At 63.2% G+C, this 22579-nt stretch carries 23 protein-coding genes; 10 read left to right on the top strand and 13 right to left on the bottom strand.

The genetic code is table 11. From position 1 onward, the window contains the following. Nucleotides 1-52 precede the first annotated feature (52 nt). Nucleotides 53-1252: a tyrosine--tRNA ligase gene (gene tyrS / locus R9B85_RS14800; RefSeq protein ID WP_112251597.1), complete on the bottom strand. Its 1200-nt coding sequence runs from the start codon at nucleotides 1250-1252 to the stop codon at nucleotides 53-55. Nucleotides 1253-1465: 213 nt separating this feature from the next. Between tyrS and R9B85_RS14795 the strand changes: the two genes are divergently transcribed. Continuing rightward, nucleotides 1466-2887, top strand: a complete 1422-nt coding sequence (locus tag R9B85_RS14795) for a peptidoglycan DD-metalloendopeptidase family protein (protein WP_112251595.1) — start codon at nucleotides 1466-1468, stop codon at nucleotides 2885-2887. Nucleotides 2888-2891: 4 nt separating this feature from the next. Further along, entirely contained in the window at nucleotides 2892-3983 is a 1092-nt protein-coding gene (locus tag R9B85_RS14790; protein ID WP_112251593.1) for an anhydro-N-acetylmuramic acid kinase, read from the top strand. 57 nt (nucleotides 3984-4040) lie between these two features. Here the strand turns inward: R9B85_RS14790 and erpA are convergent, their stop codons facing one another. After that, complete coding sequence (erpA, locus tag R9B85_RS14785) at nucleotides 4041-4391, bottom strand: iron-sulfur cluster insertion protein ErpA (RefSeq protein ID WP_015268740.1); 351 nt, start codon at nucleotides 4389-4391, stop codon at nucleotides 4041-4043. 146 nt (nucleotides 4392-4537) lie between these two features. Beyond that, on the bottom strand, nucleotides 4538-5572 hold the full coding sequence (gene argC, locus R9B85_RS14780; RefSeq protein ID WP_112251591.1) for an N-acetyl-gamma-glutamyl-phosphate reductase: 1035 nt from the start codon (nucleotides 5570-5572) through the stop codon (nucleotides 4538-4540). A gap of 142 nt (nucleotides 5573-5714) precedes the next feature. On the opposite strand from argC, the gene hemJ reads away from it, so the two are divergent. The 6 genes from hemJ (at nucleotide 5715) to R9B85_RS14750 (ending at nucleotide 10141) form a co-directional block, all read left to right on the top strand. Continuing rightward, complete coding sequence (hemJ, locus tag R9B85_RS14775; RefSeq protein ID WP_112251589.1) at nucleotides 5715-6140, top strand: protoporphyrinogen oxidase HemJ; 426 nt, start codon at nucleotides 5715-5717, stop codon at nucleotides 6138-6140. Between the two features lie 28 nt (nucleotides 6141-6168). Further along, nucleotides 6169-7125, top strand: a complete 957-nt coding sequence (locus R9B85_RS14770) for an NAD(P)H-dependent flavin oxidoreductase (protein ID WP_112251587.1) — start codon at nucleotides 6169-6171, stop codon at nucleotides 7123-7125. A gap of 67 nt (nucleotides 7126-7192) precedes the next feature. Then, a complete protein-coding gene (locus R9B85_RS14765; RefSeq protein WP_112251585.1) occupies nucleotides 7193-7975 on the top strand; it encodes an SDR family NAD(P)-dependent oxidoreductase in 783 nt (260 codons plus the stop codon). Between the two features lie 63 nt (nucleotides 7976-8038). Further along, entirely contained in the window at nucleotides 8039-8377 is a 339-nt protein-coding gene (locus R9B85_RS14760) for a histidine triad nucleotide-binding protein (RefSeq protein WP_012316537.1), read from the top strand. 65 nt (nucleotides 8378-8442) lie between these two features. Then, nucleotides 8443-9090, top strand: a complete 648-nt coding sequence (gene coq7 / locus R9B85_RS14755; protein ID WP_003258825.1) for a 2-polyprenyl-3-methyl-6-methoxy-1,4-benzoquinone monooxygenase — start codon at nucleotides 8443-8445, stop codon at nucleotides 9088-9090. A 10-nt stretch (nucleotides 9091-9100) separates the two neighbouring features. Further along, entirely contained in the window at nucleotides 9101-10141 is a 1041-nt protein-coding gene (locus tag R9B85_RS14750; RefSeq protein ID WP_207879300.1) for a DUF2157 domain-containing protein, read from the top strand. Between the two features lie 132 nt (nucleotides 10142-10273). Here R9B85_RS14750 and R9B85_RS14745 read toward each other — a convergent pair whose 3' ends face one another. Beyond that, a complete protein-coding gene (locus tag R9B85_RS14745; RefSeq protein WP_112251581.1) occupies nucleotides 10274-10696 on the bottom strand; it encodes an OsmC family protein in 423 nt (140 codons plus the stop codon). A gap of 192 nt (nucleotides 10697-10888) precedes the next feature. On the opposite strand from R9B85_RS14745, the gene crp reads away from it, so the two are divergent. Beyond that, on the top strand, nucleotides 10889-11533 hold the full coding sequence (gene crp, locus R9B85_RS14740; RefSeq protein ID WP_112251579.1) for a cAMP-activated global transcriptional regulator CRP: 645 nt from the start codon (nucleotides 10889-10891) through the stop codon (nucleotides 11531-11533). Here the strand turns inward: crp and R9B85_RS14735 are convergent. The 4 genes from R9B85_RS14735 to R9B85_RS14720 all read right to left on the bottom strand — a co-directional run bounded on the left by R9B85_RS14735 (nucleotide 11530) and on the right by R9B85_RS14720 (nucleotide 14867). Next, nucleotides 11530-12234, bottom strand: coding sequence for a lipoate--protein ligase family protein (locus R9B85_RS14735; protein ID WP_423770333.1), 705 nt, complete (start codon nucleotides 12232-12234; stop codon nucleotides 11530-11532). The genes crp and R9B85_RS14735 overlap by 4 nt on opposite strands. A 150-nt stretch (nucleotides 12235-12384) precedes the next feature. Continuing rightward, complete coding sequence (gene trpC / locus R9B85_RS14730) at nucleotides 12385-13218, bottom strand: indole-3-glycerol phosphate synthase TrpC (protein ID WP_423770332.1); 834 nt, start codon at nucleotides 13216-13218, stop codon at nucleotides 12385-12387. Then, complete coding sequence (trpD, locus tag R9B85_RS14725) at nucleotides 13215-14264, bottom strand: anthranilate phosphoribosyltransferase (RefSeq protein WP_087502057.1); 1050 nt, start codon at nucleotides 14262-14264, stop codon at nucleotides 13215-13217. The genes trpC and trpD overlap by 4 nt, the downstream gene beginning before the upstream one ends. A gap of 9 nt (nucleotides 14265-14273) precedes the next feature. Next, on the bottom strand, nucleotides 14274-14867 hold the full coding sequence (locus R9B85_RS14720; protein ID WP_112251573.1) for an aminodeoxychorismate/anthranilate synthase component II: 594 nt from the start codon (nucleotides 14865-14867) through the stop codon (nucleotides 14274-14276). 369 nt (nucleotides 14868-15236) lie between these two features. Here R9B85_RS14720 and estP point away from each other — a divergent pair, with 369 nt between their 5' ends. Beyond that, a complete protein-coding gene (gene estP, locus R9B85_RS14715) occupies nucleotides 15237-17117 on the top strand; it encodes an esterase EstP (RefSeq protein ID WP_112251571.1) in 1881 nt (626 codons plus the stop codon). A 132-nt stretch (nucleotides 17118-17249) separates the two neighbouring features. On the opposite strand, the gene trpE is transcribed toward estP, so the two are convergent. From trpE to R9B85_RS14690, 5 genes are all read right to left on the bottom strand, one after another. Then, nucleotides 17250-18731: an anthranilate synthase component I gene (gene trpE / locus R9B85_RS14710; RefSeq protein WP_013970606.1), complete on the bottom strand. Its 1482-nt coding sequence runs from the start codon at nucleotides 18729-18731 to the stop codon at nucleotides 17250-17252. Nucleotides 18732-18800: 69 nt separating this feature from the next. Next, complete coding sequence (locus tag R9B85_RS14705) at nucleotides 18801-19619, bottom strand: phosphoglycolate phosphatase (protein ID WP_112251569.1); 819 nt, start codon at nucleotides 19617-19619, stop codon at nucleotides 18801-18803. Beyond that, nucleotides 19616-20290 carry a ribulose-phosphate 3-epimerase gene (gene rpe / locus R9B85_RS14700; RefSeq protein ID WP_027917448.1) on the bottom strand — a complete coding sequence of 225 codons (675 nt, stop codon included), beginning with the start codon at nucleotides 20288-20290 and terminating at the stop codon, nucleotides 19616-19618. Before rpe ends, R9B85_RS14705 begins: the two co-directional genes overlap by 4 nt. A gap of 194 nt (nucleotides 20291-20484) precedes the next feature. Further along, a complete protein-coding gene (locus R9B85_RS14695) occupies nucleotides 20485-21312 on the bottom strand; it encodes an ABC transporter permease (protein WP_423770331.1) in 828 nt (275 codons plus the stop codon). 11 nt (nucleotides 21313-21323) lie between these two features. After that, nucleotides 21324-22571, bottom strand: a complete 1248-nt coding sequence (locus tag R9B85_RS14690) for an ABC transporter permease (RefSeq protein WP_013970602.1) — start codon at nucleotides 22569-22571, stop codon at nucleotides 21324-21326. Between the last annotated feature and the right edge of the window lie 8 nt (nucleotides 22572-22579).

Genomic DNA, 22579 nt, shown 5'->3' with positions numbered 1-22579 from the left:
GCGGGGAGGCCTACCGGCCTCCCCGCTTCTATATAGCTACACCCCAAGACAATCACTCAGCCTTCAAGGTTACCCGCGCAAAGGATTTTTTGCCCGCCTGGCACACATGGGTGGCACCCAGCGCAAACATGAAGTCACGATCGACCACTGCGCCATCAACCTTGACCGCACCGCCGCTCAGCAAATCCCGCGCCTGAGCCGAGTTCTTCACCAGGCCAGCCCGGTTCAGCACGGCAGCAATCGGCAGGCTTTCCGCCGCAGCCACTTCAACTTCCGGCAGGTCTTCCGGCAGCTCGCCTTCCTTCATACGGTTGCCCGCGGCACGGTGAGCGTTGGCCGCGGCCTCCTCGCCATGGAAGCGCGCGACGATTTCTTCCGCCAGCTTGATCTTGATGTCGCGCGGGTTGGCACCATTGGCGACATCGGCACGGAACTGCTCGATCTCGTCCATCGAACGGAAGCTCAGCAGCTCGAAGTAGCGCCACATCAGGGTATCCGGGATCGACACCAGCTTGCTGTACATCACCCCCGGCGCTTCCTGGATACCTACATAGTTGCCCAGCGACTTGGACATCTTCTTCACGCCGTCGAGCCCTTCGAGCAGCGGCATGGTCACGATGTTCTGCGCTTCCTGGCCATAGGCGCGCTGCAGTTCCCGCCCCATCAGCAGGTTGAATTTCTGGTCAGTACCACCCAGCTCGACATCAGCCTTCAGCGCCACCGAGTCATAGCCCTGCACCAGCGGGTACAGGAATTCGTGTATGGCAATAGGCTGGTTGGTGGTGTAGCGCTTGTCGAAGTCATCACGCTCCAGCATGCGCGCCACGGTGTACTGCGACGCCAGGCGAATGAAGTCGGCCGGGGTCAGCTTGTCCATCCAGGTGGAGTTGAACGCAACCTCGGTCTTGGCCGGGTCGAGGATCTTGAACACCTGCTGTTTGTAGGTCTCGGCGTTTTCCAGCACCTGCTCGCGGGTCAACGGCGGGCGAGTGGCGCTCTTGCCGCTCGGGTCGCCGATCATGCCGGTGAAGTCACCGATCAGGAAGATGACCTGGTGCCCCAGGTCCTGGAACTGGCGCAGCTTGTTGATCAGCACCGTGTGCCCAAGGTGCAGGTCGGGGGCGGTCGGGTCGAAGCCGGCCTTGATGCGCAGAGGCTGGCCGCGCTTGAGCTTCTCCACCAGTTCCGACTCGACCAGTACTTCTTCCGCACCGCGCTTGATAAGCGCCAGCTGCTCTTCAACCGACTTCATAGACAAACCCGCAAGGCTCAGATTCAGGGGGAGCCAACCATACAAGATCGGCCGTCAATTACAAGTTTCGCAAAGGAATGTGACCCGAACACGGGCTTCCGGCGTCTACGCGCCCTTGCGTGAAAATGGATTTGGTTATATTTTATACAGTTATTTCATCTTCATCATGTCATTCATCTTTTCCATTTCACCTTTTTCAAAGTCACCTTGCCCATGACCAACGAACCGCCTAAAGCGCCCCCGCTTTATCCGAAAAGCCATCTGTTGGCCGCCAGCGGCATCGCCGCCCTGCTCAGCCTGGCCCTGCTGGTGTTCCCTTCCAGCGAAGTGGAAGCCAAGAAAACCACCCTCAACCTCGAGCTGGAGAGCCCTGCCGAACAGTTGAAGGACGAATCCCGCGCTGCCCCCCTGGTGCAGGCAGAAGGTGAGCAAAGCTCGCCATTCGCCCAGATAGAGGATGCAGCCCCCGAAACCCAGAAGGCCGAACAGGAAGCCCCTGGCGCCGCGCCGGTCGTCGAAGCCACCAAGGAACCCAGCCACCGCGAAGTCACCGTGGCTCGTGGTGACACCCTGTCCACTCTGTTCGCCAAGGTCGGCCTGCCAAGCAATGCGGTGCACGACCTGTTGGCCAGCAACAAGCAGGCCAAGCAGTTCAGCCAGCTCAAGCATGGCCAGGTGCTGCAGTTCGAACTCGACAAGGACGGCCAGCTGGCCAGCCTGCACAGCAAGGTCAGCAACCTCGAAACCATTCGCCTGACCAAGACCGACAAGGGCTACACCTTCAATCGCGAAATCAGCAAGCCGGTAGTGCGTACCGCCTACGCCCACGGCGTGATCAAAAGCTCGCTGTCAGCTTCGGCCCAGCGCGCCGGCCTGTCCCACAGCATGACCATGGACATGGCACGCGTGCTGGGTTACGACATCGATTTCGCCCAGGACATTCGTCCGGGCGATGAATTCGATGTGGTCTACGAGCAGAAGGTGATGGACGGCAAGGTCGTCGGCACAGGCAACATCCTGTCCGCGCGCTTCACCAACCGCGGCAAGACCTACACCGCCGTGCGCTATACCAACAAGCAGGGCAACACCAGCTACTACACCGCCGATGGCAACAGCCTGCGCAAGGCCTTCATCCGCACCCCGGTCGACTTCGCCCGCATCAGCTCGCGCTTTTCCGCCGGCCGCAAGCACCCGATCCTGAACAAGATCCGCGCCCACAAAGGCGTCGACTATGCCGCCCCACGCGGCACTCCGATCAAGGCAGCCGGTGACGGCCGCATCGAGCTGGCCGGGCGTCGCGGTGGTTACGGCAACACCGTGATCATCCAGCATGGCAACCGCTACAAGACGCTGTACGGCCACATGCAGGGCTTTGCCAAGGGCATCAAGACCGGCAGCTCGGTCAAGCAGGGCCAGATCATCGGCTACATCGGCACCACCGGCCTGTCCACCGGCCCGCACCTGCACTACGAGTTCCAGGTCAACGGTGTGCACGTCGACCCGCTAAGCCAGAAAGTGCCGATGGCCGACCCGATAGCCAGGAACGAGCGCCAGCGTTTCCTGCAGCAGAGCCAGCCCCTGATCGCCCGCATGGATCAGGAAAAGGCCACCCTGCTCGCAGCGAACAAGCGTTAATCCAATGGCGCTCTACCTGGGAGTGATGTCCGGCACCAGCCTCGATGGCGTGGACATTGCCTTGATCAAGCAAGGCGAGCAGCTAGAACTGCTCGCCACCCACTACCTGCCGATGCCCGGCGACCTGCGCCAGGAGCTGCTGAGCCTTTGCAGCAGCGGCCCTGACGAGATCGCCCGCGCCGCACTGGCAGAAAACCGCTGGGCCAGCCTGGCAGGCGAAGGTATCCGCCAACTGCTGGTCAGGCAGGGGCTGCAGGCCGAAGCCATCCGCGCCATCGGCAGCCACGGCCAGACCATCCGCCACGAGCCTGCACGCGGTTTTACCGTGCAGATCGGCAACCCGGCGCTGCTGGCCGAGCTTACCGGTATCAGCGTGGTCGCCGACTTCCGCCGTCGCGATGTGGCCGCCGGTGGGCAAGGTGCACCCCTGGTGCCGGCCTTCCATGAAACCCTGTTCAGCCACTTGGGCCAACGCCTGGCCATTCTCAATGTGGGTGGTTTCAGCAACCTCAGCCTGATCGAACACGACAAGCCGGTCCATGGCTTCGACTGCGGTCCGGGCAACGTGCTGCTGGATGCCTGGGTCGAACGCAAGCGCGGCCAGGCCTACGATGCGGATGGGGCTTGGGCTGCCTCGGGCGTGGTGCAGGCCGACTTGCTCGACGCATTGCTGGCCGACCCGTTCTTCGCCGGCAGCGGCCCGAAGAGCACCGGCCGCGAAGTGTTCAACCTCCCCTGGCTGGATGGTCACCTGGCCCGCCTGCCCGCTTACCGCGACGAGGACGTACAGGCTACCTTGCTGGAACTGACCGCACGCAGCATCATCGACTCGTTGAGCAACGCCCAGCAAGGCACCGAAGCGCTGCTGGTTTGCGGTGGCGGTGCGCGCAACGGCGCCCTGATGACGCGCCTCAGCCAGTTGCTGCCCGACACCCGTGTCGCCAGCACCGGCGCCCATGGCGTGGACCCGGACTGGGTCGAAGCCATGGCTTTCGCCTGGCTGGCCCACTGCTGCCTGGAGGGCATAGCCGCCAACCGCCCAAGCGTGACAGCGGCCAAGGGCCTGCGCGTACTCGGCGCAATCTACCCGGCCTGAACTAAGCCAGAAAGCAAAACGCCGCGCAATTGCACGGCGTTTTCGTATGGCCAGGCCTCAGATCGAGAACGAGGAACCGCAGCCACAGGTGGTAGCAGCGTTCGGGTTCTTGATCACGAAGCGCGAGCCTTCCAGGCCTTCCTGGTAATCCACTTCGGCACCGGCCAGGTACTGGAAGCTCATCGGGTCGACCACAAGGGAAACACCCTCGCGCTCGACGATGGTGTCGTCTTCAGCCACGTCTTCATCGAAGGTGAAGCCATACTGGAAGCCCGAGCAACCGCCACCGGTGACGAACACGCGCAGTTTCAGACGATCGTTGCCTTCTTCGGAAACCAGGTTCTTCACCTTTTGCGCAGCGCCGTGGGTGAATTCCAAAGCGGTAGGGGTGAAGGTTTCGACGCTCATGTTGATTCTCCCGGCGTGGTAGCCGCCATAAAACTCGATGACGCGCATTATCCGCTTTCCCGAGAAAATCGGTCAAGAATTGTGCGGCTTTAGTCGCGACATACAAAAAGGCCCGCACGACGCGGGCCTTTTCGAACGCTGGCTGCTTACGGCAGCAGGCCCGCGTGGGAGAGGCCCATGCGCTCGTCCAGGCCAAACAGGATGTTGAGGTTCTGCACCGCCTGGCCAGACGCGCCCTTGACCAGGTTGTCGATCACCGACAGCACCACCACCAAGTCGCCACCCTGCGGGCGATGAACGGCAATACGGCAGACGTTGGCACCGCGCACGCTGCGGGTTTCCGGATGGCTGCCAGCTGGCATCACATCGACGAACGGTTCAGCGGCATAGCGTTTCTCGAACAGCGCCTGCAGGTCGATCGAAGTGTCGGCAACGGTAGCGTACAGGGTGGCGTGGATGCCACGGATCATTGGCGTCAGGTGCGGCACGAAAGTCAGGCCGATATCCTTGCCAGCGGCCAGGCGCAAGCCCTGGCTGATTTCCGGCAGGTGGCGATGGCCCTTCACTGCGTACGCTTTCATGCTTTCGCCGGCTTCGCAGAACAGCGAGCCCACCGCCGCACCACGGCCAGCACCGCTGACACCCGACTTGCAGTCGGCGATCAGGCGCGACGGGTCGGCCAGGCCAGCTTCCAGCAGCGGCAGGAAGCCCAGTTGGGTGGCGGTCGGGTAGCAACCTGGAACAGCAATCAGGCGCGCCTGGCGAATCTTCTCGCGGTTGACTTCAGGCAGGCCGTATACCGCGTCCTTGAGCAGCTCTGGCGCACCGTGCGGCTGGCCGTACCACTTGCCCCACTCGGCGGCGTCCTGCAAGCGGAAGTCGGCAGACAGGTCGATCACCTTGGTACCCGCCGCCAGCAGCTCGCCGGCCAGGGCGTGGGCAACACCGTGCGGGGTGGCGAAGAACACCACATCGCAGGCGGCCAAGGTCTTGCTATCTGGCACGCTGAACGCCAGCCCGTCATAGTGGCCGCGCAGGTTCGGGTACATGTCCGCCACCGCAACGCCCGCCTCGGAGCGCGAAGTGATGACCGCCACTTCGGCCTGTGGATGCTGTGCCAGCAGACGCAACAGTTCGACGCCGGTGTAACCCGTGCCGCCGACGATACCGACCTTGATCATAACGCTTGCCCCTTATCAACGAGCCGTCTGGAAAGCGCACGATAATAGGGGCGCAAGGCGCCTGTAACAACTCTTCGGGTGACCCTTCGGGCGCTTGACCACTACTATCTGACGACCGTGAATCCCTGAAGGAACTCCCCCCATGCTTTACCTATGGATCAAAGCGCTGCATATCGTCAGCGTGGTCTGCTGGTTCGCCGGCCTGTTCTACCTGCCGCGGTTGTTCGTCTACCACGCCCAGAGCCAGGACAGCATCAGCCAGGACCGCTTCGTGACCATGGAGCGCAAGCTGTACCGCGGCATCATGAACCCGGCAATGATCGCCACCTACGTGTTCGGCGCCTGGATGCTCTATCTCAACCCGGGCTGGCTGAGTCAGGGCTGGCTGCATGCCAAGCTGACCCTGGTCATCCTGCTGACCGGCTACCATCACGTGTGCGGCGCCCAGCGCAAGCGCTTCGCCAGCGGTAGCAACACCCGCAGCCACGTCTACTATCGCTGGTTCAACGAAGTGCCCGTGCTGTTCCTGCTGGGTATCGTAATTCTGGTGGTGGTCAAACCGTTCTGACATAGCCACCCGCTCAAGGAGCCTTGCCATGTCGTTACCTGCCTCCCTCGAACAACGCCTGCGCCTGCCCGTGGTTGCCGCACCGATGTTCCTGATCTCCAACCCCAGGCTGGTTCTGGCTTGCTGCTCCAGCGGCGTGGTCGGCAGCTTCCCGGCCCTCAACCAGCGCGACAGCGCCGGCTTCAAGGCCTGGTTAGAGGAAATCGAGGCGGGCCTGGCGCAACTGCAGGCGCCAGCGCCCTATGCCGTCAACCTGATCGTCCACCCGACCAACCCGCGCCTGCAGGCCGACCTGGCGTTGTGCGTGGAGCACCGCGTACCAATCGTCATCACCAGCCTCGGCGCGGTGAAGGAAGTGGTCGATGCCGTGCATGGCTACGGCGGCCTGGTGTTCCATGATGTCACCACCCGCCGCCATGCCGAGAAAGCCGCCGAAGCCGGTGTCGACGGCCTGATCGCCGTCGCCGCAGGAGCAGGCGGCCATGCCGGCACCTGGAGCCCGTTCGCCCTGGCCGCGGAAATTCGTCAGTTCTTCGACAAGACCTTGCTGCTGGCCGGCTGCCTCAACCACGGCCACGAGATCCTCGCCGCGCAAATGCTGGGGGCGGATCTTGCGTACATGGGCACCCGCTTCATCGCCACCGCAGAAAGCCAGGCTCCGGGCGCCTACAAGCAGATGCTGCTCGATTCCCATGCCGCCGACATCATTCACACCCCGGCGGTGTCCGGCGTCCCTGCCAGCTTCCTGCGCCCGAGCCTGGAGCAGGCTGGCTACGACATGGAAGCCCTGAAGGGAGGCCACGAGCAAGGCAAACTCAAGCCGATCGACGACGAAGCCAAGGCCTGGAAGACCGTGTGGTCGGCGGGCCAGGGCGTCGGCGGTATCGACGACCTGCCCAGCGCCAGCGCGCTGATCGAGCGGCTGCATCACGAGTACCGGGACGCCCTGGAACGCTGTCAGGCCCTGCGCACCCGTACCCCGTAGCAAAAGGCAACACCTTGCCTGGCCAAGCTGTACACTAGGCGCCCTCTTCAGCCCCCAGGAGCCTTGCATGACCCGTTACGCCATGATCACTGGTGCTTCCAGCGGCCTGGGCCTGGCCCTGGCGGAAGCCCTGGCGCGGCGCGGGCGCAACCTGATCCTGGTGGCACGCCAGCGTGAAACGCTGGAGCCGGTGGCCATCGAATTGACCCAACGTTTCGGGGTGGAGGTGCTGTTCCGTGCCTGCGACCTCAGCCAACCGTTGCGCCTGTCGGGCTTCGTGCTGGAACTGGAAGAAGGCGAGCGGCGCATCGACCTGCTGGTCAATTGTGCCGGCCTGCGCACCTACGGGCCATTCCTGGCCCATGAGTGGGCCGACGAGCAGGACCTGCTGGAAGTCAACGTGCTGGCCCTGAGCCGCCTGTGCCACGCCATCGGCAACCTGATGGCCGTGCAGGGCGGCGGGCAAATCCTCAATGTCGCCGGCCTGGCCGGGGTGGCGCCTGGCCCGTGGATGGCCGCCTATTCCGCCAGCAAGGCCTATGTGCTGAGCTTCTCCCAGGCCTTGCGCGAAGAACTCAAACGCACCGGCATCAAGGTCTCGGTACTGTGCCCCGGCCCGGTGCGTTCCTCGCGCCGGCGCATTCCACGGCTGGATGGCAAGCCGCGCTGCCTCAGCCCTGAGGAGGTGGCCCTGTATACCGTGCGCGCGCTGGACAAGAACCGCGCACTTATCCTGCCCGGCCGGCGCAACCGTTGGCTGGCGTTCGCCCCACGCCTGCTGCCGCGTTGGCTGGTGCGCAAGCTGGCCGGGGCCATCCACCGCCGCTATTGCCCGGTCGGCATGGAATAGCTACTGGGCGAGCGGCGCCCGGCTGAGTACACTCGGCCCGACCCTCACCATGGAGCAAGTGCTGTGGACGATTTATTCATCAAGATCATCAACCGGGAAATCCCGGCGAAGATCATCTACGAAGACGACCAGGTCCTGGCGTTCCACGATATCGCCCCCCAGGCGCCCGTGCATTTTCTGGTCATCCCGAAAAAGCACATCCGCACCCTCAATGACTTGACCGAAGAAGACAAAGGCCTGGCTGGCCACATCTTGTTCACCGCCCAGCGCCTGGCCAAGGAACTTGGCTGCGAGGACGGCTTCCGCGTGGTCATGAACTGTAACGAGCAAGGCGGCCAGACCGTCTACCACATCCACATGCACGTGCTTGGCCAGCGCCAGATGCACTGGCCGCCGGGCTGATCCACGGCAAGCGACCCTGCCACTATTGCGGTAAACTATCGGGCACATTCTTGCGGAGGTGCCCGATGGCTACCGAACGTCACTACTCGCCGCTTGACCGCTTGTTGCTGCAGGCCGATACGGCCATGCGTACCTTGCTGCCCTTCAGCGGCCAACCCGCCCGCCCATCGCCGGCCATCGTCCAGCCGGACGTCGACCTGGACGAACAACAGGCCCGCCATGTTGCCGGGCTGATGCGTATCAACCACACCGGTGAAGTCTGCGCCCAGGCGCTGTACCAAGGCCAGGCCCTGACCGCCAAGCTGCCCGAAGTGCGCAAGGCCATGGAGCACGCCGCCGAGGAAGAAGTGGACCACCTGGCCTGGTGCGAACAGCGTATTCGCCAGCTGAACAGCCACCCCAGCGTGCTCAACCCATTGTTCTACGGCATGTCGTTCGGCATCGGCGCACTCGCCGGGCTGGTCAGCGACAAGGTCAGCCTGGGCTTCGTCGCCGCTACCGAGCACCAGGTGTGCAAGCACCTCGACGAACACCTGGAGCAGATCCCGCAGGAAGACGAAAAGTCCCGGGCCATCCTCGAACAGATGCGCGTCGATGAGGAGCAACACGCCGAGTCCGCACTGGAAGCCGGCGGCTATCGTTTCCCTGCCCCTGTCCGCTTTGGCATGAGCCTGTTGGCCAAGGTCATGACCAAGAGCACCTACCGTATCTGAAGGCATCGCCATGACGGACCGTTTCGACGCCAAGGACCTGGCGCGCGCCGTGCAAGCCGGCATTCTCCAGCCGGGCCAGGACCAGGCCCTGCTGGCCTTCCTGCGCCAGCAACCAGCACAACGTGGTAGCTTCCAGCTGGCCCATGTCGCCTTTTACTTTGGCGCCATGCTGATCATGGCTGCAATGGGCTGGTTGCTCACCGAAGCCTGGATGCGCATCGGCGACTGGGCGCTGCTGGTCATCGCCAGCCTCTATTTCCTTTTGCTCACGCTGTTCGCCGTTAACCTGCAACGGCGCGCACAACCCGTCGCGGCCGGGGTACTGGCGGCGGTCGCGGTCAGCATCGTGCCGCTGGTGGTATTCGCCATCGAACGGCTGGCCGGCTGGTGGCCGATGGATGATGCGCAGGCCGACTACCACCAGTACTACACCTACGTGCAGGGCGGCTGGCTGGCAATGGAAGCGGCCACGGTGCTCGCCGGGTTGCTGATGCTGAGGTTGATTCCCTACCCGTTCATCGTCATGCCGATTGCCGTGGCTTTGTGGTTCATGTCGATGGACCTGAGCGAATGGTTCTTCGGTTCGCCATTCAGCTGGGAGCAACGCCGCGAGGTTTCGTTGTGGTTCGGGCTGGGGTTGCTTGTAGTATTCCTGGTGGTGGACGGGCGCACTCGCGACGATTACGCCCGCTGGGGTTACCTGGCCGGGTTGGCGGCATTCTGGGGTGGGCTGACGCTGATGGACAGCGGCAGTGAGCTGGGCAAGGCCCTGTACTGCCTGATCAACATTGCCCTGATGGGCATGGCGGTGCTGCTGCGCCGGCCGGTGTTCATGGTGTTCGGGGCGTTGGGCGTGGCGGCTTACCTGGGGTACCTGTCGTACGAGGTATTTGCCGAGTCGCTGCTGTTCCCAGTGGTGGTAACCCTGATCGGACTGGGGGTTATCGGGTTAGGGCTGGTTTACCAGAAGCGGCGAGAGCGGTTGAGCCGGGTGATGCGTGGATACTTGCCAGGATGGGTGAGGGCCGCACTGCCGGCGCTTCGCAGCTGAAATTGCCAGGGCCGTATGTGGGAGCGGGTTTACCCGCGAACACCGGCGCAGCCGGTGCCACCCACCGCGTCGCCTGCTTCGCGGGTAAACCCGCTCCCACATGGGCTGCGCAGCAGCCCAACAATCATGGCTTTAACCCAGTTCTACGATTTCATGGCCGTGGGTAATCTCAACCCCGGCACGCTCGAGCATGATCGAAGCCGAGCAATATTTCTCCGCCGACAGCTCTACCGCACGCTTGACTTGGGCCTCCTTCAGCCCACGCCCCTTCACCACGAAGTTCATGTGGATCTTGGTAAACACCTTCGGGTCTTCGCTGGCACGCTCGGCCTCCAGGAACGCCTCGCAGCTTTCCACCGCCTGGCGGGACTTCTTCAGAATGCTGACCACATCAAAGCTGCTGCAGCCACCCAGGCCCAGCAACAGCATTTCCATCGGGCGCACGCCCAGGTTGCGGCCGCCGGCCTCGGGCGGGCCGTCCATCACAACGACATGGCCGCTCCCCGATTCGCCGAGGAACATCGCCTCACCGGCCCACTGGATACGTGCCTTCATCTACCCGGACTCCTGATTTACGGAAAAGGGTGTCAGCTTAGACCTTGTGCGGCTGTGGGAAAAGTACGAGTCGTGTCGGTTTAGTACCGAAACATCCTGTAGTGTCTGATAAGCTGGCGCCAAATGACTGGCGCGCACCGCCAGCCAACCTTTATAAAAAAGCCTATGCGTCATATCGAACAGGATTTCGTGATGGTTGCTTCTGCCCTACCCGCCAAGATCAAGAACATCGACAAGCTGCTGGTGCACTGCCAGCGCCGTCGCTATACCGCCAAAAGCAATATCATCTGCGCCGGCGACCGGGCCGAGACACTGTCGTTCATCATCAAGGGCTCGGTCACCATTCTCATCGAGGACGACAACGGCCATGAAATGATCATCGCCTACCTGAACAGTGGCGACTTCTTCGGCGAGCTGGGCCTGTTCGAACCGGCCGAAGGCGATCAGCAACGCAGTGCCTGGGTGCGCGCCAAGACCGAATGCGAAGTAGCCGAAATCAGTTATGAGAAGTTTCGCGAACTCGCGCGCCAGGACCCGGAAATCCTCTACGCCCTGGGCAGCCAGATGGCCCAGCGCCTGCGTAATACAACGCGCAAGGTCGGCGACCTGGCGTTCTTCGACGTTACCGGGCGTGTCGCCCGTTGCCTGCTGGAGCTGTGCAAGCAACCCGACGCCATGACCCACCCCGATGGCATGCAGATCAAGATCACCCGCCAGGAAATCGGCCGCATCGTCGGTTGCTCGCGGGAAATGGTCGGCCGCGTCCTCAAGGACCTTGAAGAGCGCAGCCTGGTGCAGGTCAAAGGCAAGACCATGGTGGTGTACGGTACCCGCTAGTCCCTGGGCAGGTCAGCCAGTACCTTGGCATAGGCCTGCGACAGACGCTCGAACCATGGGGCCGCGGGCGCTACCTCATGCAGGGCGATGTGCGCATCGGCGCGGCAGCGCTGTTCAAGGTCGCAGCACTCGTTGAAACGGTTGACCGCCGCCACCATCGATTCACGCTCGTTGTCCAGCAGCAGCGCACCGTGCACCAGCACCACCGGGCGCTTGCCGCCCAGCCCTTGGCGCCAGCGCTGGGCAGTGCCCACCAGCTTGCGGCCATTAAGGTTGACGTTATAGCGACCATCGCAGAAAGCGCCGTCGATTTCGCCCACCGACGCCACCCCGCCCCACTCGCGCAGCACATCGCACAGCGGCAGGCACAAGCGCTCGTAGGCATTTTCGATACGGCCGTGATCGCCTTCGCTGCGGGGGGCAACATAGACCAGGGCAACGTTCACCGTGGCGTGTGACTGCGGCACCGGCTCGCCGCCGGTTTCGCGCAGCAGCACCGGCCAGCCGGCAATTGCCAGCTCCGCGCAGGCGGCTTCGAAATTGCCCAGGCGGCTCATGCGCCGGGGCATGACCAGTGCTTGGTCGGTCGGGCGCCAGAACAGCACGCCACTGTCGCGCTCGCCGCGGCAGACAGCGGCCAGCAGTTCCTGTTCGGCGTGCAGGCCTTGTTCGACGGTCAGGGCCAGGGGGTGATCGGTCATTGATCCACCTTTGATATTGTTTTCGAGGGCCTCTTCGCGGGTGAACCCGCTCCCACAGGATAACCACGGTGTTCAAGACCTGTGGAGTACCCGCGAATGGGACCATGGCAGGAGTACAAAAAAGCCGACAAAAACGCCGGCTTCATTTGATCAGTCCAGTTGCTGAACAGTCTTCTTCACCTGTTCCGGGAAGAACAACCGCTGCAGTTCCAGCCCTGGCTGCTCGGCGCGCATGAACGCTTCACCCACCAGGAACGAATAGACTTCGTTGATCGTCATCAGCTCCACATCGACCCGGTTCAAGATGCCGCTCTCGGTAATCGCCAGGCGATCACGCGGAATACGTGGCAGCAGGTCGAGGGTGGTTTCCAGGCTGACCTCGAAGGTGTGCAGGTTGCGGTTGTTCACCCCCACCAGCGGGGTATCCAGGGTTTTCAACGCGCGCTCCAGTTCATCGCCGTCGTGCACTTCCACCAGCACGTCGAGGCCGACATCCTTGGCCGTAGCCGCCAGTTCGGCCATTTTCACATCATCCAGCGCCGACACGATCAGCAACACACAGTCCGCGGCCAGGGCCCGGGCCTCGACGATCTGGTACGGGTCAACCATGAAGTCCTTGCGGATCACCGGCAGCGACACCGCCGCACGGGCCTGCTGCAGGTACTCGTCGGCGCCCTGGAAGTAATCCACATCGGTCAGCACCGACAGGCAAGTTGCCCCGCCCTTCTCGTAGCTGACGGCGATTTCCGCCGGCACGAAATGGTCGCGAATCACGCCCTTGCTCGGCGACGCCTTCTTGATTTCGGCAATTACCGCCGGCTGCTTGCGCGCAGCTTGCTCGATCAGGGCCTTGGCAAAGCCACGCGGAGCGTCGGCAGCCTTGGCCAGGCCCTCCAGTTCGGCGAGGCTGACGCGCGCGCTGCGCTCGGCCACTTCCTGAAACTTGCGGGCAATGATCCTTTCCAGCACCGTCGGCACACTCATGCTTCGTTCTCCACCTTGAATACTGCAGTAAAGGCACCCAGCTCCTGCAGCTTCTCCCAGGCCAGCCCGGTGTGCAGTACGTCGTGGGCCAGTTCCACACCGGCTTTCAGGCTCATGGCATGGTCAGCGGCATACAGCGCCGCGCCCGCATTGAGCACGATCATCTCGGCAGCCTTCTGGCCGTTTTCGGTCTTGCGCCGGCCCAACGCATCGCGGATCAGCTCCAGCGACGCCTGCGGGTTCTCGACGGCCAGGCCGTGCAAGCTCTGGCTCTTCATGCCGAGGTCTTCCGGCTCTACCCAGTATTCGGTGATCTCGCCATTCTTCAATTCGGCGACAAAGGTAGGCGCAGCCAGGCTGAACTCGTCCAGGCCGTCCTTCGAGTGCACCACCAATACATGCTTGCTGCCCAGGCGCTGCAGCACCTCGGCCAGCGGGCGGCACAGGGCCTGGGCGAACACGCCGACCACCTGGTGCTTCACCCCGGCCGGATTCGTAAGCGGGCCGAGCATGTTGAACAGGGTACGCAGCCCCAGGTCGCGACGCGGGCCGGCAGCGTGCTTCATGGCCGAATGATGGCTTTGCGCGAACATGAAGCCGATGCCCAGGCTATCGATGCAGCGGGCCACCTGGGTTGGCGTCAGGTTAAGGTAAATGCCGGCGGCTTCCAGCAGGTCGGCACTGCCGCTCTTGCCCGACACCGCGCGGTTGCCATGCTTGGCAACGGTGCAACCCGCCGCCGCCAGGACGAACGACGAGGCGGTGGACACGTTGAAGATGTTGGCGCCATCACCGCCGGTACCGACGATATCGACCACGCCATCGAGGCTTTGCAGTTCGACCTTTTCGGCCAGCTCGCGCATTACCGACACCGCACCAACGATCTCGTCGATGCTTTCGCTCTTCATGCGCATGCCCATCAGGAAGGCGCCGATCTGCGCTTCGCTGCACTGGCCGGTCATGATCTGGCGCATGACGTCGCGCATTTCTTCGGTTGAAAGGTCCAGTTGGCCGACGATACGGCTCAACGCGCTCTTGATATCCATGTTCGATCCTTAGCGGCGGCCGCCGGTCTGCTTGAGGAAGTTGGCGAACAGTTCGTGGCCCTGTTCGGTCAGGATCGACTCGGGATGGAATTGCACCCCTTCGATATTCAGCGTCTTGTGGCGCAGGCCCATGATCTCGTCGACCGAACCGTCAGCATGGGCGGTCCAGGCGGTCACTTCCAGGCACTCTGGCAAGGTTTCGCGCTTTACCACCAAGGAGTGGTAACGGGTCACGGTCAAAGGGTTGTTGAGGCCAGCGAACACGCCCAGGTCACGATGATGTACCGGGCTGGTCTTGCCGTGCATCACCTGGCGGGCACGAACCACATCACCGCCAAAGGCCTGGCCGATGGACTGATGGCCCAGGCATACACCGAGAATCGGCAGCTTGCCGGCAAAGTGCAGGATGGCCTCGATGGATACGCCCGCCTCGCTCGGCGTGCATGGGCCAGGGGACACGACGATGCGCTCGGGGGCGAGGGCTTCGATCTGGGCGATGGTCATTTCGTCATTGCGAATGACCTTTACCTCGGCACCCAGCTCGCCAAGGTACTGAACGACGTTGTAAGTGAATGAGTCGTAATTGTCGATCATCAGTAACATCGGGTTAAACCTCTTGAATCTACTGACTTCAGAATTCGAACCTTTCTGCACCAGCCAACAGGCGCGGCTTTGCCACAAGGGGCGGTAGACAGGAAGGCAAACGGGGGCGGGCCGGACGGGCCGGCAGGGGATAAAGTCAGGCGCGCCAACGCCAACGGGCGTGGGCCTTGATTACGCGCATCAAGAGTTTGCTGACGATCAACACAGGATAGGTCTCGCTCATACGTCCCGGCACAGTAGCCTACCGGCGCGGCGGGCGCAATATGCCCGTAAACACGGGGAAACGAATGGACTTGGGAGGGATGCACCGCGATTTGCTAAGGTCGATCGGGCAATCCTTCATAAATACAAGGAAAAGGATGTTCACCGATGCGAAAAGCACCATTCCTGCGCTTTACCCTCGCCTCACTGGCGCTGGCCTGCAGCCAGGCGTTCGCGGCACCGTCGCCCTACTCCAGCATGATCGTGTTCGGCGACAGCCTCAGCGACTCGGGGCAGTTTGGCGGCATACGTTTCACCAACCGCGATGCCAATGGCAATTATGCGCCCGTGTCACCCATGATCCTGGGCGGACGACTGGGCGTGAACCCGGCTGAACTTGGCCCCTCCACCTCGCCGATCAACCCCATCCTTGGGGTGCCTGATGGCAACAACTGGGCAGTTGGCGGTTACACCACCCAGCAGATTCTGGATTCGATCACCACCACCTCCGAAACCATCATCCCACCAGGGCGCCCCGGGGCCGGGCTGGTACTGCGTGACAGACCGGGCTACCTGGCCAACGGCCTGCGTGCCGACCCCAACGCACTGTACTACCTGACCGGCGGCGGCAACGACTTCCTGCAAGGCCTGGTCAACAGCCCGGCCGACGCCGTGGCCGCCGGTTCCCGCCTGGCCGCCAGCGCGCAGGCCCTGCAGCAAGGCGGCGCCCGCTACATCATGGTCTGGCTGCTGCCCGACCTCGGGCAAACACCGAACTTCAGCGGTACACCGCAACAAGACCCGCTATCGCTGCTATCCGGCGCGTTCAACCAGTCGCTGCTCAGCCAGCTGGGGCAGATCGATGCCGAAATCATTCCGCTTAATATCCCCGTGCTGCTGAGCGAGGCATTGGCCAGCCCCGAGCAGTTCGGCCTGGCCAGCGGCCAGAACCTGGTCGGCACCTGCTACAGCGGTGAGGGATGCGTGGAAAACCCGGAGTATGGTGCCAACGGCGCCACGCCGGACCCGACCAAGCTGCTGTTCAACGACTCGGTGCACCCGACCATCGCCGGCCAGCAATTGATCGCCGATTACGCCTACTCGATCCTTTCCGCCCCATGGGAACTGACGCTGCTGCCCGAAATGGCCCACGCCAGCGTACGCGCCCACCAGGACGAACTGCGCAACCAGTGGCAGACACCCTGGCAGGCGGTGGGCCAGTGGCAAGCCTTTGTCGCCAGCGGCGCCCAAGACCTGGATTACGACGGCCAACGCAGCGCGGCCAGCGGTGACGGCCGGGGCTACAACCTGACCCTGGGCGGCAGCTACCGCCTGAATGACGCCTGGCGCCTGGGCCTGGCCGGCGGCGTGTACCGGCAGAAGCTGGAAGCCGGCGAGCAGGACTCGGACTACAAGCTGGACAGCTACCTTGCCAGCGTCTTCGCCCAATACCGCCAGGACCGCTGGTGGGCCGACGCGGCGCTGACCGCCGGGCACCTGGACTACAGCGACCTCAAGCGCACCTTCGCCCTTGGCGTGAACGACCGCAGCGAAAAGGGTGATACCGATGGCGAAGCCTGGGCGATGTCGGGGCGGCTGGGCTACAACCTGGCGGCCGAGAGCAGCAGCTGGCAGCTGGCGCCGTTCATCAGCGCCGACTATGCGCGGGTGAAGGTGGATGGCTATGACGAGAAAAGCGGGCGCTCGACGGCGCTGGGCTTCGATGATCAGGAACGTACATCACGCCGTTTGGGCGTGGGATTGCTGGGCAGTGTGCAGGTGCTGCCGAGTACCCGACTGTTCGCCGAAGTGGCGCAGGAGCATGAGTTCGAGGATGACCAGCAGGATGTGACGATGCACCTGACCAGCCTGCCGGCGAATGACTTCACCCTGACTGGGTATACGCCGCACAGCGACCTGACCCGGGCGAGCCTGGGGGTCAACCATGAAGTGGTGGCGGGGGTGCATTTGCGCGGTAACTACAACTGGCGCAAGAGTGATGAGTTGACGCAGCAGGGGGTGAGTTTGGGGGTTAGTGTGGACTTCTGAATCTTGGGGCCGCTTTGCGGCCCATCGCGACACAAGGCCGCTCCTACAGGGGAATGCGATTGCCGAAAAAAAAGCGATCCCCTGTAGGAGCGGCCTTGTGTCGCGATGGGCTGCACAGCAGCCCCAATCAATTTATTTGGCGGAAGTCTGCTCAGCCAGCGCCACCGCGCGGAACATCGCCCGGCGCTTGTTGATGGTCTCTTCCCACTCCAGCGCCGGCACCGAGTCGGCGACGATGCCGCCCCCGGCCTGCACATGCAGTTCACCGTCCTTGATCACCGCAGTACGGATGGCAATCGCGGTATCCATGTTGCCGTTCCACGCGAAGTAACCGACGGCACCGCCGTAAACCCCACGCTTGACCGGCTCCAGCTCGTCGATGATCTCCATCGCACGAATCTTCGGCGCACCCGACAAGGTACCGGCCGGCAGGATCGCCCGCAGTGCGTCCATCGCCGTCAGCCCTTCGCGCAGCTGGCCGGTGACGTTGGACACAATGTGCATCACGTTGGAGTAACGCTCGATTACCATCTTCTCGGTCAGGCGCACGCTGCCGGTCGAGGACACGCGCCCGACGTCGTTACGGCCCAGGTCGATCAGCATCAGGTGCTCGGCAATTTCCTTGTCATCCGACAGCAGGTCGTCTTCCAGCGCGCGGTCGGCCTCTTCGGTAGCACCACGCGGGCGGGTGCCGGCAATCGGGCGCACGGTGACCAGGTTGTCCTCGACGCGCACCAGCACCTCGGGCGAGCTGCCGACCACATGAAAATCGCCAAAATTGAAGAAGTACATGTACGGCGTCGGGTTGAAGCAGCGCAGCGCACGGTACAGGTCGATTGGCGCAGCCTTGAAGTCGATCGACATGCGCTGCGACGGCACCACCTGCATGCAGTCACCGGCCAGGATGTATTCCTTGATACGGCCGACAGCGTTCTCGTAATCCTCGCGGGTATAGCTGGAGCGGAATTCCGGCTCGGCAGCCTGCGGGCCACTCAGGTCCAGGCCACGGCGTGGGGTGATCGGCTGACGCAGGGTTTCCAGCAGGCCTTGCAGGCGTGCCTGGCCCTGTTCGAAAGCCTGCTCTTCAGCCGGGTCGACCAGCACGATCGCGTGCATCTTCCCCGCCAGGTTGTCGAACACCACCACTGCATCGGACACCATCAACAGGATATCCGGCACACCCAGCGGGTCCGGGTTGGGGCTGGCGCCCAGGCGCTTTTCCACATAGCGCACGCAGTCGTAGCCGAAGTAGCCGACCAGGCCGCCGTTGAAGCGCGGCAGGCCAGGGATATCGGCGACCTTGTAACGGTCCTTGAAGGTTTCGACGAAGGCCAGCGGGTCTTCGACGTCGTGGCTTTCCACCTCAACGCCATCCTGCAGGATGCTGACGTGGTAACCGTGCACACGCATCACGGTACGCGACGGCAGGCCGATCATCGAGTAACGGCCCCACTTCTCGCCGCCCTGCACCGATTCGAGCAGATACGAGTTGGGCTGGTCGGCCAGTTTCAGGTAGATCGACAGCGGCGTGTCGAAGTCGGCCAGGGTTTCGCAGGCCAGGGGAATGCGGTTGTAGCCGGCAGCGGCCAGGCGCAGGAATTCTTCGCGGGTCATGGGTAGCCTCGTGGCAAGCAGCAATAGGTCAGGCAAACGGACGGGCCGGCACGCGCCGGCAGGCGGAAGTCAGGCGCGCCAACGCCAACGGGCCAGGGCCTTGATGACTTTCATCCAGAATTTGCCGGTAACCGCCACGGTGGACTCTCTGTCTTGTGAGGCTTGAAGGTCCGCCAACGTTATCCCAGTGGCCGGGTCTGCGCAACCGGGCAGCAGTGCGCGCAGGTCGTCGATCACCAGGCTGGGGGATTCGTCGTGGATCGGCCGGCCGTGGTTGTAGCCGTAGGTCAGGCCCACGCACTGTACGCCAGCCGCCTTGGCCGCCAGCACGTCGCTGCGCGAATCGCCGACGAACAGCGACTGCTGCGGGGTAACACCGGCCATCTGCATGACGAACAGCAGCGCCGCAGGGTCTGGCTTTTTCTGCGGCAGGGTGTCGCCACCAATGATCCAGCGGAAGTAGTTGCCAATCTTCATCTGGTCCAGCAGCGGGCCAACGAAGCGCTCGGGCTTGTTGGTGATCAGGGCCATTTCCACGCCCTGCTTGCGCAGCCAGCGCAGGGTATCCTGCACACCGGGGTAGACCACGGTCAGTTCGTGGCTTTCGGCATAGGCGTCCATGAACAGCGCCAGTGCCTGGTCGGCCAGCGCATCGTCCACGGCAGCGTGGTCGATGCTGCCGGCCAGGGCCCGGCGTACCAGGACCTGGGCACCATTGCCGACCCAGTGGCGCACGGCCTCGAGGCCAGCAGGCGGACGGCCCAGTTCGAGCAGCATGCGGTCCACGGCGGCGGCCAGGTCCGGTACCGAGTCGATCAGGGTACCGTCCAGATCGAACATCACCAGCCTGGGCAGCGTCCCGGGGAACAGCTGCTCGAAGCCACTCATGGGCGGGCCTGGGCCAGTTCGGCGCGCATCTTGGCGATGACTTCCTGATAGTCCGGGGCATTGAAGATCGCCGAGCCGGCAACGAACGTATCGGCGCCAGCGGCAGCGATCTCGCGGATGTTGTTGACGTTGACGCCACCGTCGATTTCCAGACGGATATCACGGCCGCTGGCGTCGATCAGCGCACGCGCTTCGCGCAGCTTGTCGAGGGTGCCAGGGATGAACTTCTGCCCGCCAAAGCCCGGGTTGACGCTCATCAGCAGTACCATGTCGACCTTGTCCATCACGTACTTCAGGGCGTCCAGGCTGGTGGCCGGGTTGAACACCAGGCCGGCCTTGCAACCACCATCCTTGATCAGCTGCAGCGAACGGTCGATGTGCTGCGAGGCTTCCGGGTGGAAGGTGATGTAGGTGGCGCCAGCTTCGATGAAGTCGCCGATGATGCGGTCGACCGGGCTGACCATCAGGTGCACGTCGATCGGGGCGGTGACACCGTACTTGCGCAGGGCGGTGCAGACCATCGGGCCGATGGTCAGGTTGGGGACGTAATGGTTGTCCATGACATCGAAGTGGACGATGTCGGCACCCGCAGCCAATACCTTGTCGACGTCCTCGCCCAGGCGGGCGAAATCGGCGGAGAGAATGGAGGGGGCAATAGCGTAGGGCTGCATGGCGCACCTGTTGGCAGAATCACGGTGGCGCGCATTGTAACCCAGGGAAGCGGATGAAGGCTGATTAGCATCAACCTGTGCCGGCCTCTTCGCGGCTAAAGCCGCTCCCACAGGGACCGCGCAGGCCTCGAAAGCCGCACAAATCCTGTGGGAGCGGCTTTAGCCGCGAAGAGGCCGGTACAGGCAACACCCCTTCAACCAGGCTGCTGGGTCCTCAGCTTCTCGCTACGCCCACGCAACCACTCCAGGGTCAGCAGCAACACCACCGAGAAGGCAATCAGCAAGGTCGCCGCCGCGGCAATGGTCGGGCTCAGGTTCTCGCGAATACCGCTGAACATCTGCCGCGGCAGGGTCGCCTGCTCCGGCCCGGCCAGGAACAGTGTCACCACGACTTCGTCAAACGACGTGGCAAAGGCGAACAACGCACCCGAAATTACCCCCGGCGCGATCAGCGGCAGGGTCACCCGGCGGAACGTCAGCAGTGGCGAGGCGCCCAGGCTGGCCGCGGCGCGCACCAGGTTGTAGTTGAAGCCCTGCAAGGTCGCCGACACGGTAATGATGACGAACGGCACGCCCAGTACCGCATGCACCAGGATCAGCGAGGTGAAGCTGTTGCCCATGCCCAGGGGGGCAAAGAACAGGTAGCTGGCCACGCCGATGATCACCACCGGCACCACCATCGGCGAAATCACCAGCGCCATCACCAGCGACTTGCCCGGGAAGTCGCCACGGGTCAGGCCGATTGCCGCCAGGGTGCCGAACACCATGGCCAGCACCGTGGCTGCCGGGGCGACGATGATGCTGTTCTTCAGGGCCCGCATCCACTCGGCCGAGCCGAAGAAGTCCTGGTACCACTGCAGCGAGAAGCCCTGCAGCGGGTACACCAGGAAACTGCCACTGTTGAACGACAGCGGCACGATCACCAGCACCGGCAGTATGAGGAACAGCAGGATCAAACCGCAAAGAATGCGCAGGCTGTAGAACCACACCCGCTCCACGGGCGACATGTAAGGGCTCATCATGACAAGGCTCCTCAGCTCAGGCGCAGGCGGCTGGCGCCGACCAGCCAGCTATAGATCAAGTACAACAGCACGGTCGCCAGCAGCAACAGCCCGCCCAGCGCGGTGGCCATGCCCCAGTTGATGCTGGTGTTGGTATAGAAGGCCACGAAGTAGCTGACCATCTGGTCATTCGGGCTGCCCAGCAATGCCGGGGTAATGTAGTAGCCGATGGCCAGGATGAACACCAGCAGGCAGCCAGCGCCAACCCCGGCGTAGGTCTGCGGGAAGTACACCCGCCAGAAGCTGGCGAACGGGTGGCAGCCCAGCGAGATCGCCGCACGCATGTAGCTGGGCGAAATACCCTTCATCACGCTGTAGAGCGGCAGGATCATGAACGGCAACAGGATGTGCACCATCGAGATGTACACGCCGGTGCGGTTGAACACCAGTTCCAGCGGCTGGTCGATGATGCCCATGGCCATCAGCGCGCTGTTGATCAGGCCACCCGACTGCAGCAGCACGATCCACGCTGCTACCCGCACCAGGATCGAGGTCCAGAATGGCAGCAGCACCAGGATCATCAGCAGGTTGCTCTGCCGGGTCGGCAGGTTGGCCAGCAGGTAGGCCAGCGGGTAGGCCAGTACCAGGCAGATGGCGGTAATCACCACACCCATCCACAGGGTGCGGGCGAAGATGTCCAGGTAGATGGCCTGGTCCGGGGTGGCCTTGGCCAGTTCGCCAAGGTCATCGATACGGTGGTCGAGCGAAGCCAGCAGGTAGAACGAGGTGACCGTGCTGGTGTTGCGGCGGATCGCCTGCCAGTAGGCCGGGTCGCCCCAACGCTCGTCGAGGGCCTGCAAGGCATCTTTATAGGAAGCGGGTTCGCTCTTGAACGGCAGCGCCCGCGCGGTCTTGGCCAACAGGCTGCGGTAACCGGCCAGCTCCATGTTCAGGCGCTTGGAAAGGTCGCCCAGGGTCTGGTTCTTGCGCGATTCGGCCAGGTCCTGGCTCAACGCCTTGTACACGTCTTCGCCCGGCAGGCTCTTGCCGTCCCACTGGGTGATGACGCCCACGGTGCGCGGCAGGCCGCCGACCACTTCCGGGTTGCCGACGCTCTTGTACAGCAGCGCCGCGATCGGCACCAGGAACACCAGCAAAAGGAACAGCGCCAGCGGCGCGATCAACGCCTGCGCCTTCCAGCGGTTGACCCGCTCGGCGTGCTTGAGGCGCTGCTTGAGGCTTGGACCTGCGCCTTCTTTGAGGGGCACTGCAATGGCCATGGCGAACT

Origin of the sequence: Pseudomonas sp. NLJ1, from assembly GCF_049486705.1 — a bacterium.
GTDB classification, from domain to species: Bacteria; Pseudomonadota; Gammaproteobacteria; order Pseudomonadales; family Pseudomonadaceae; genus Aquipseudomonas; species Aquipseudomonas inefficax.
Note: the sequence above shows the minus strand (reverse complement) of the source record. Positions and strands in the feature narration are given on the sequence as shown.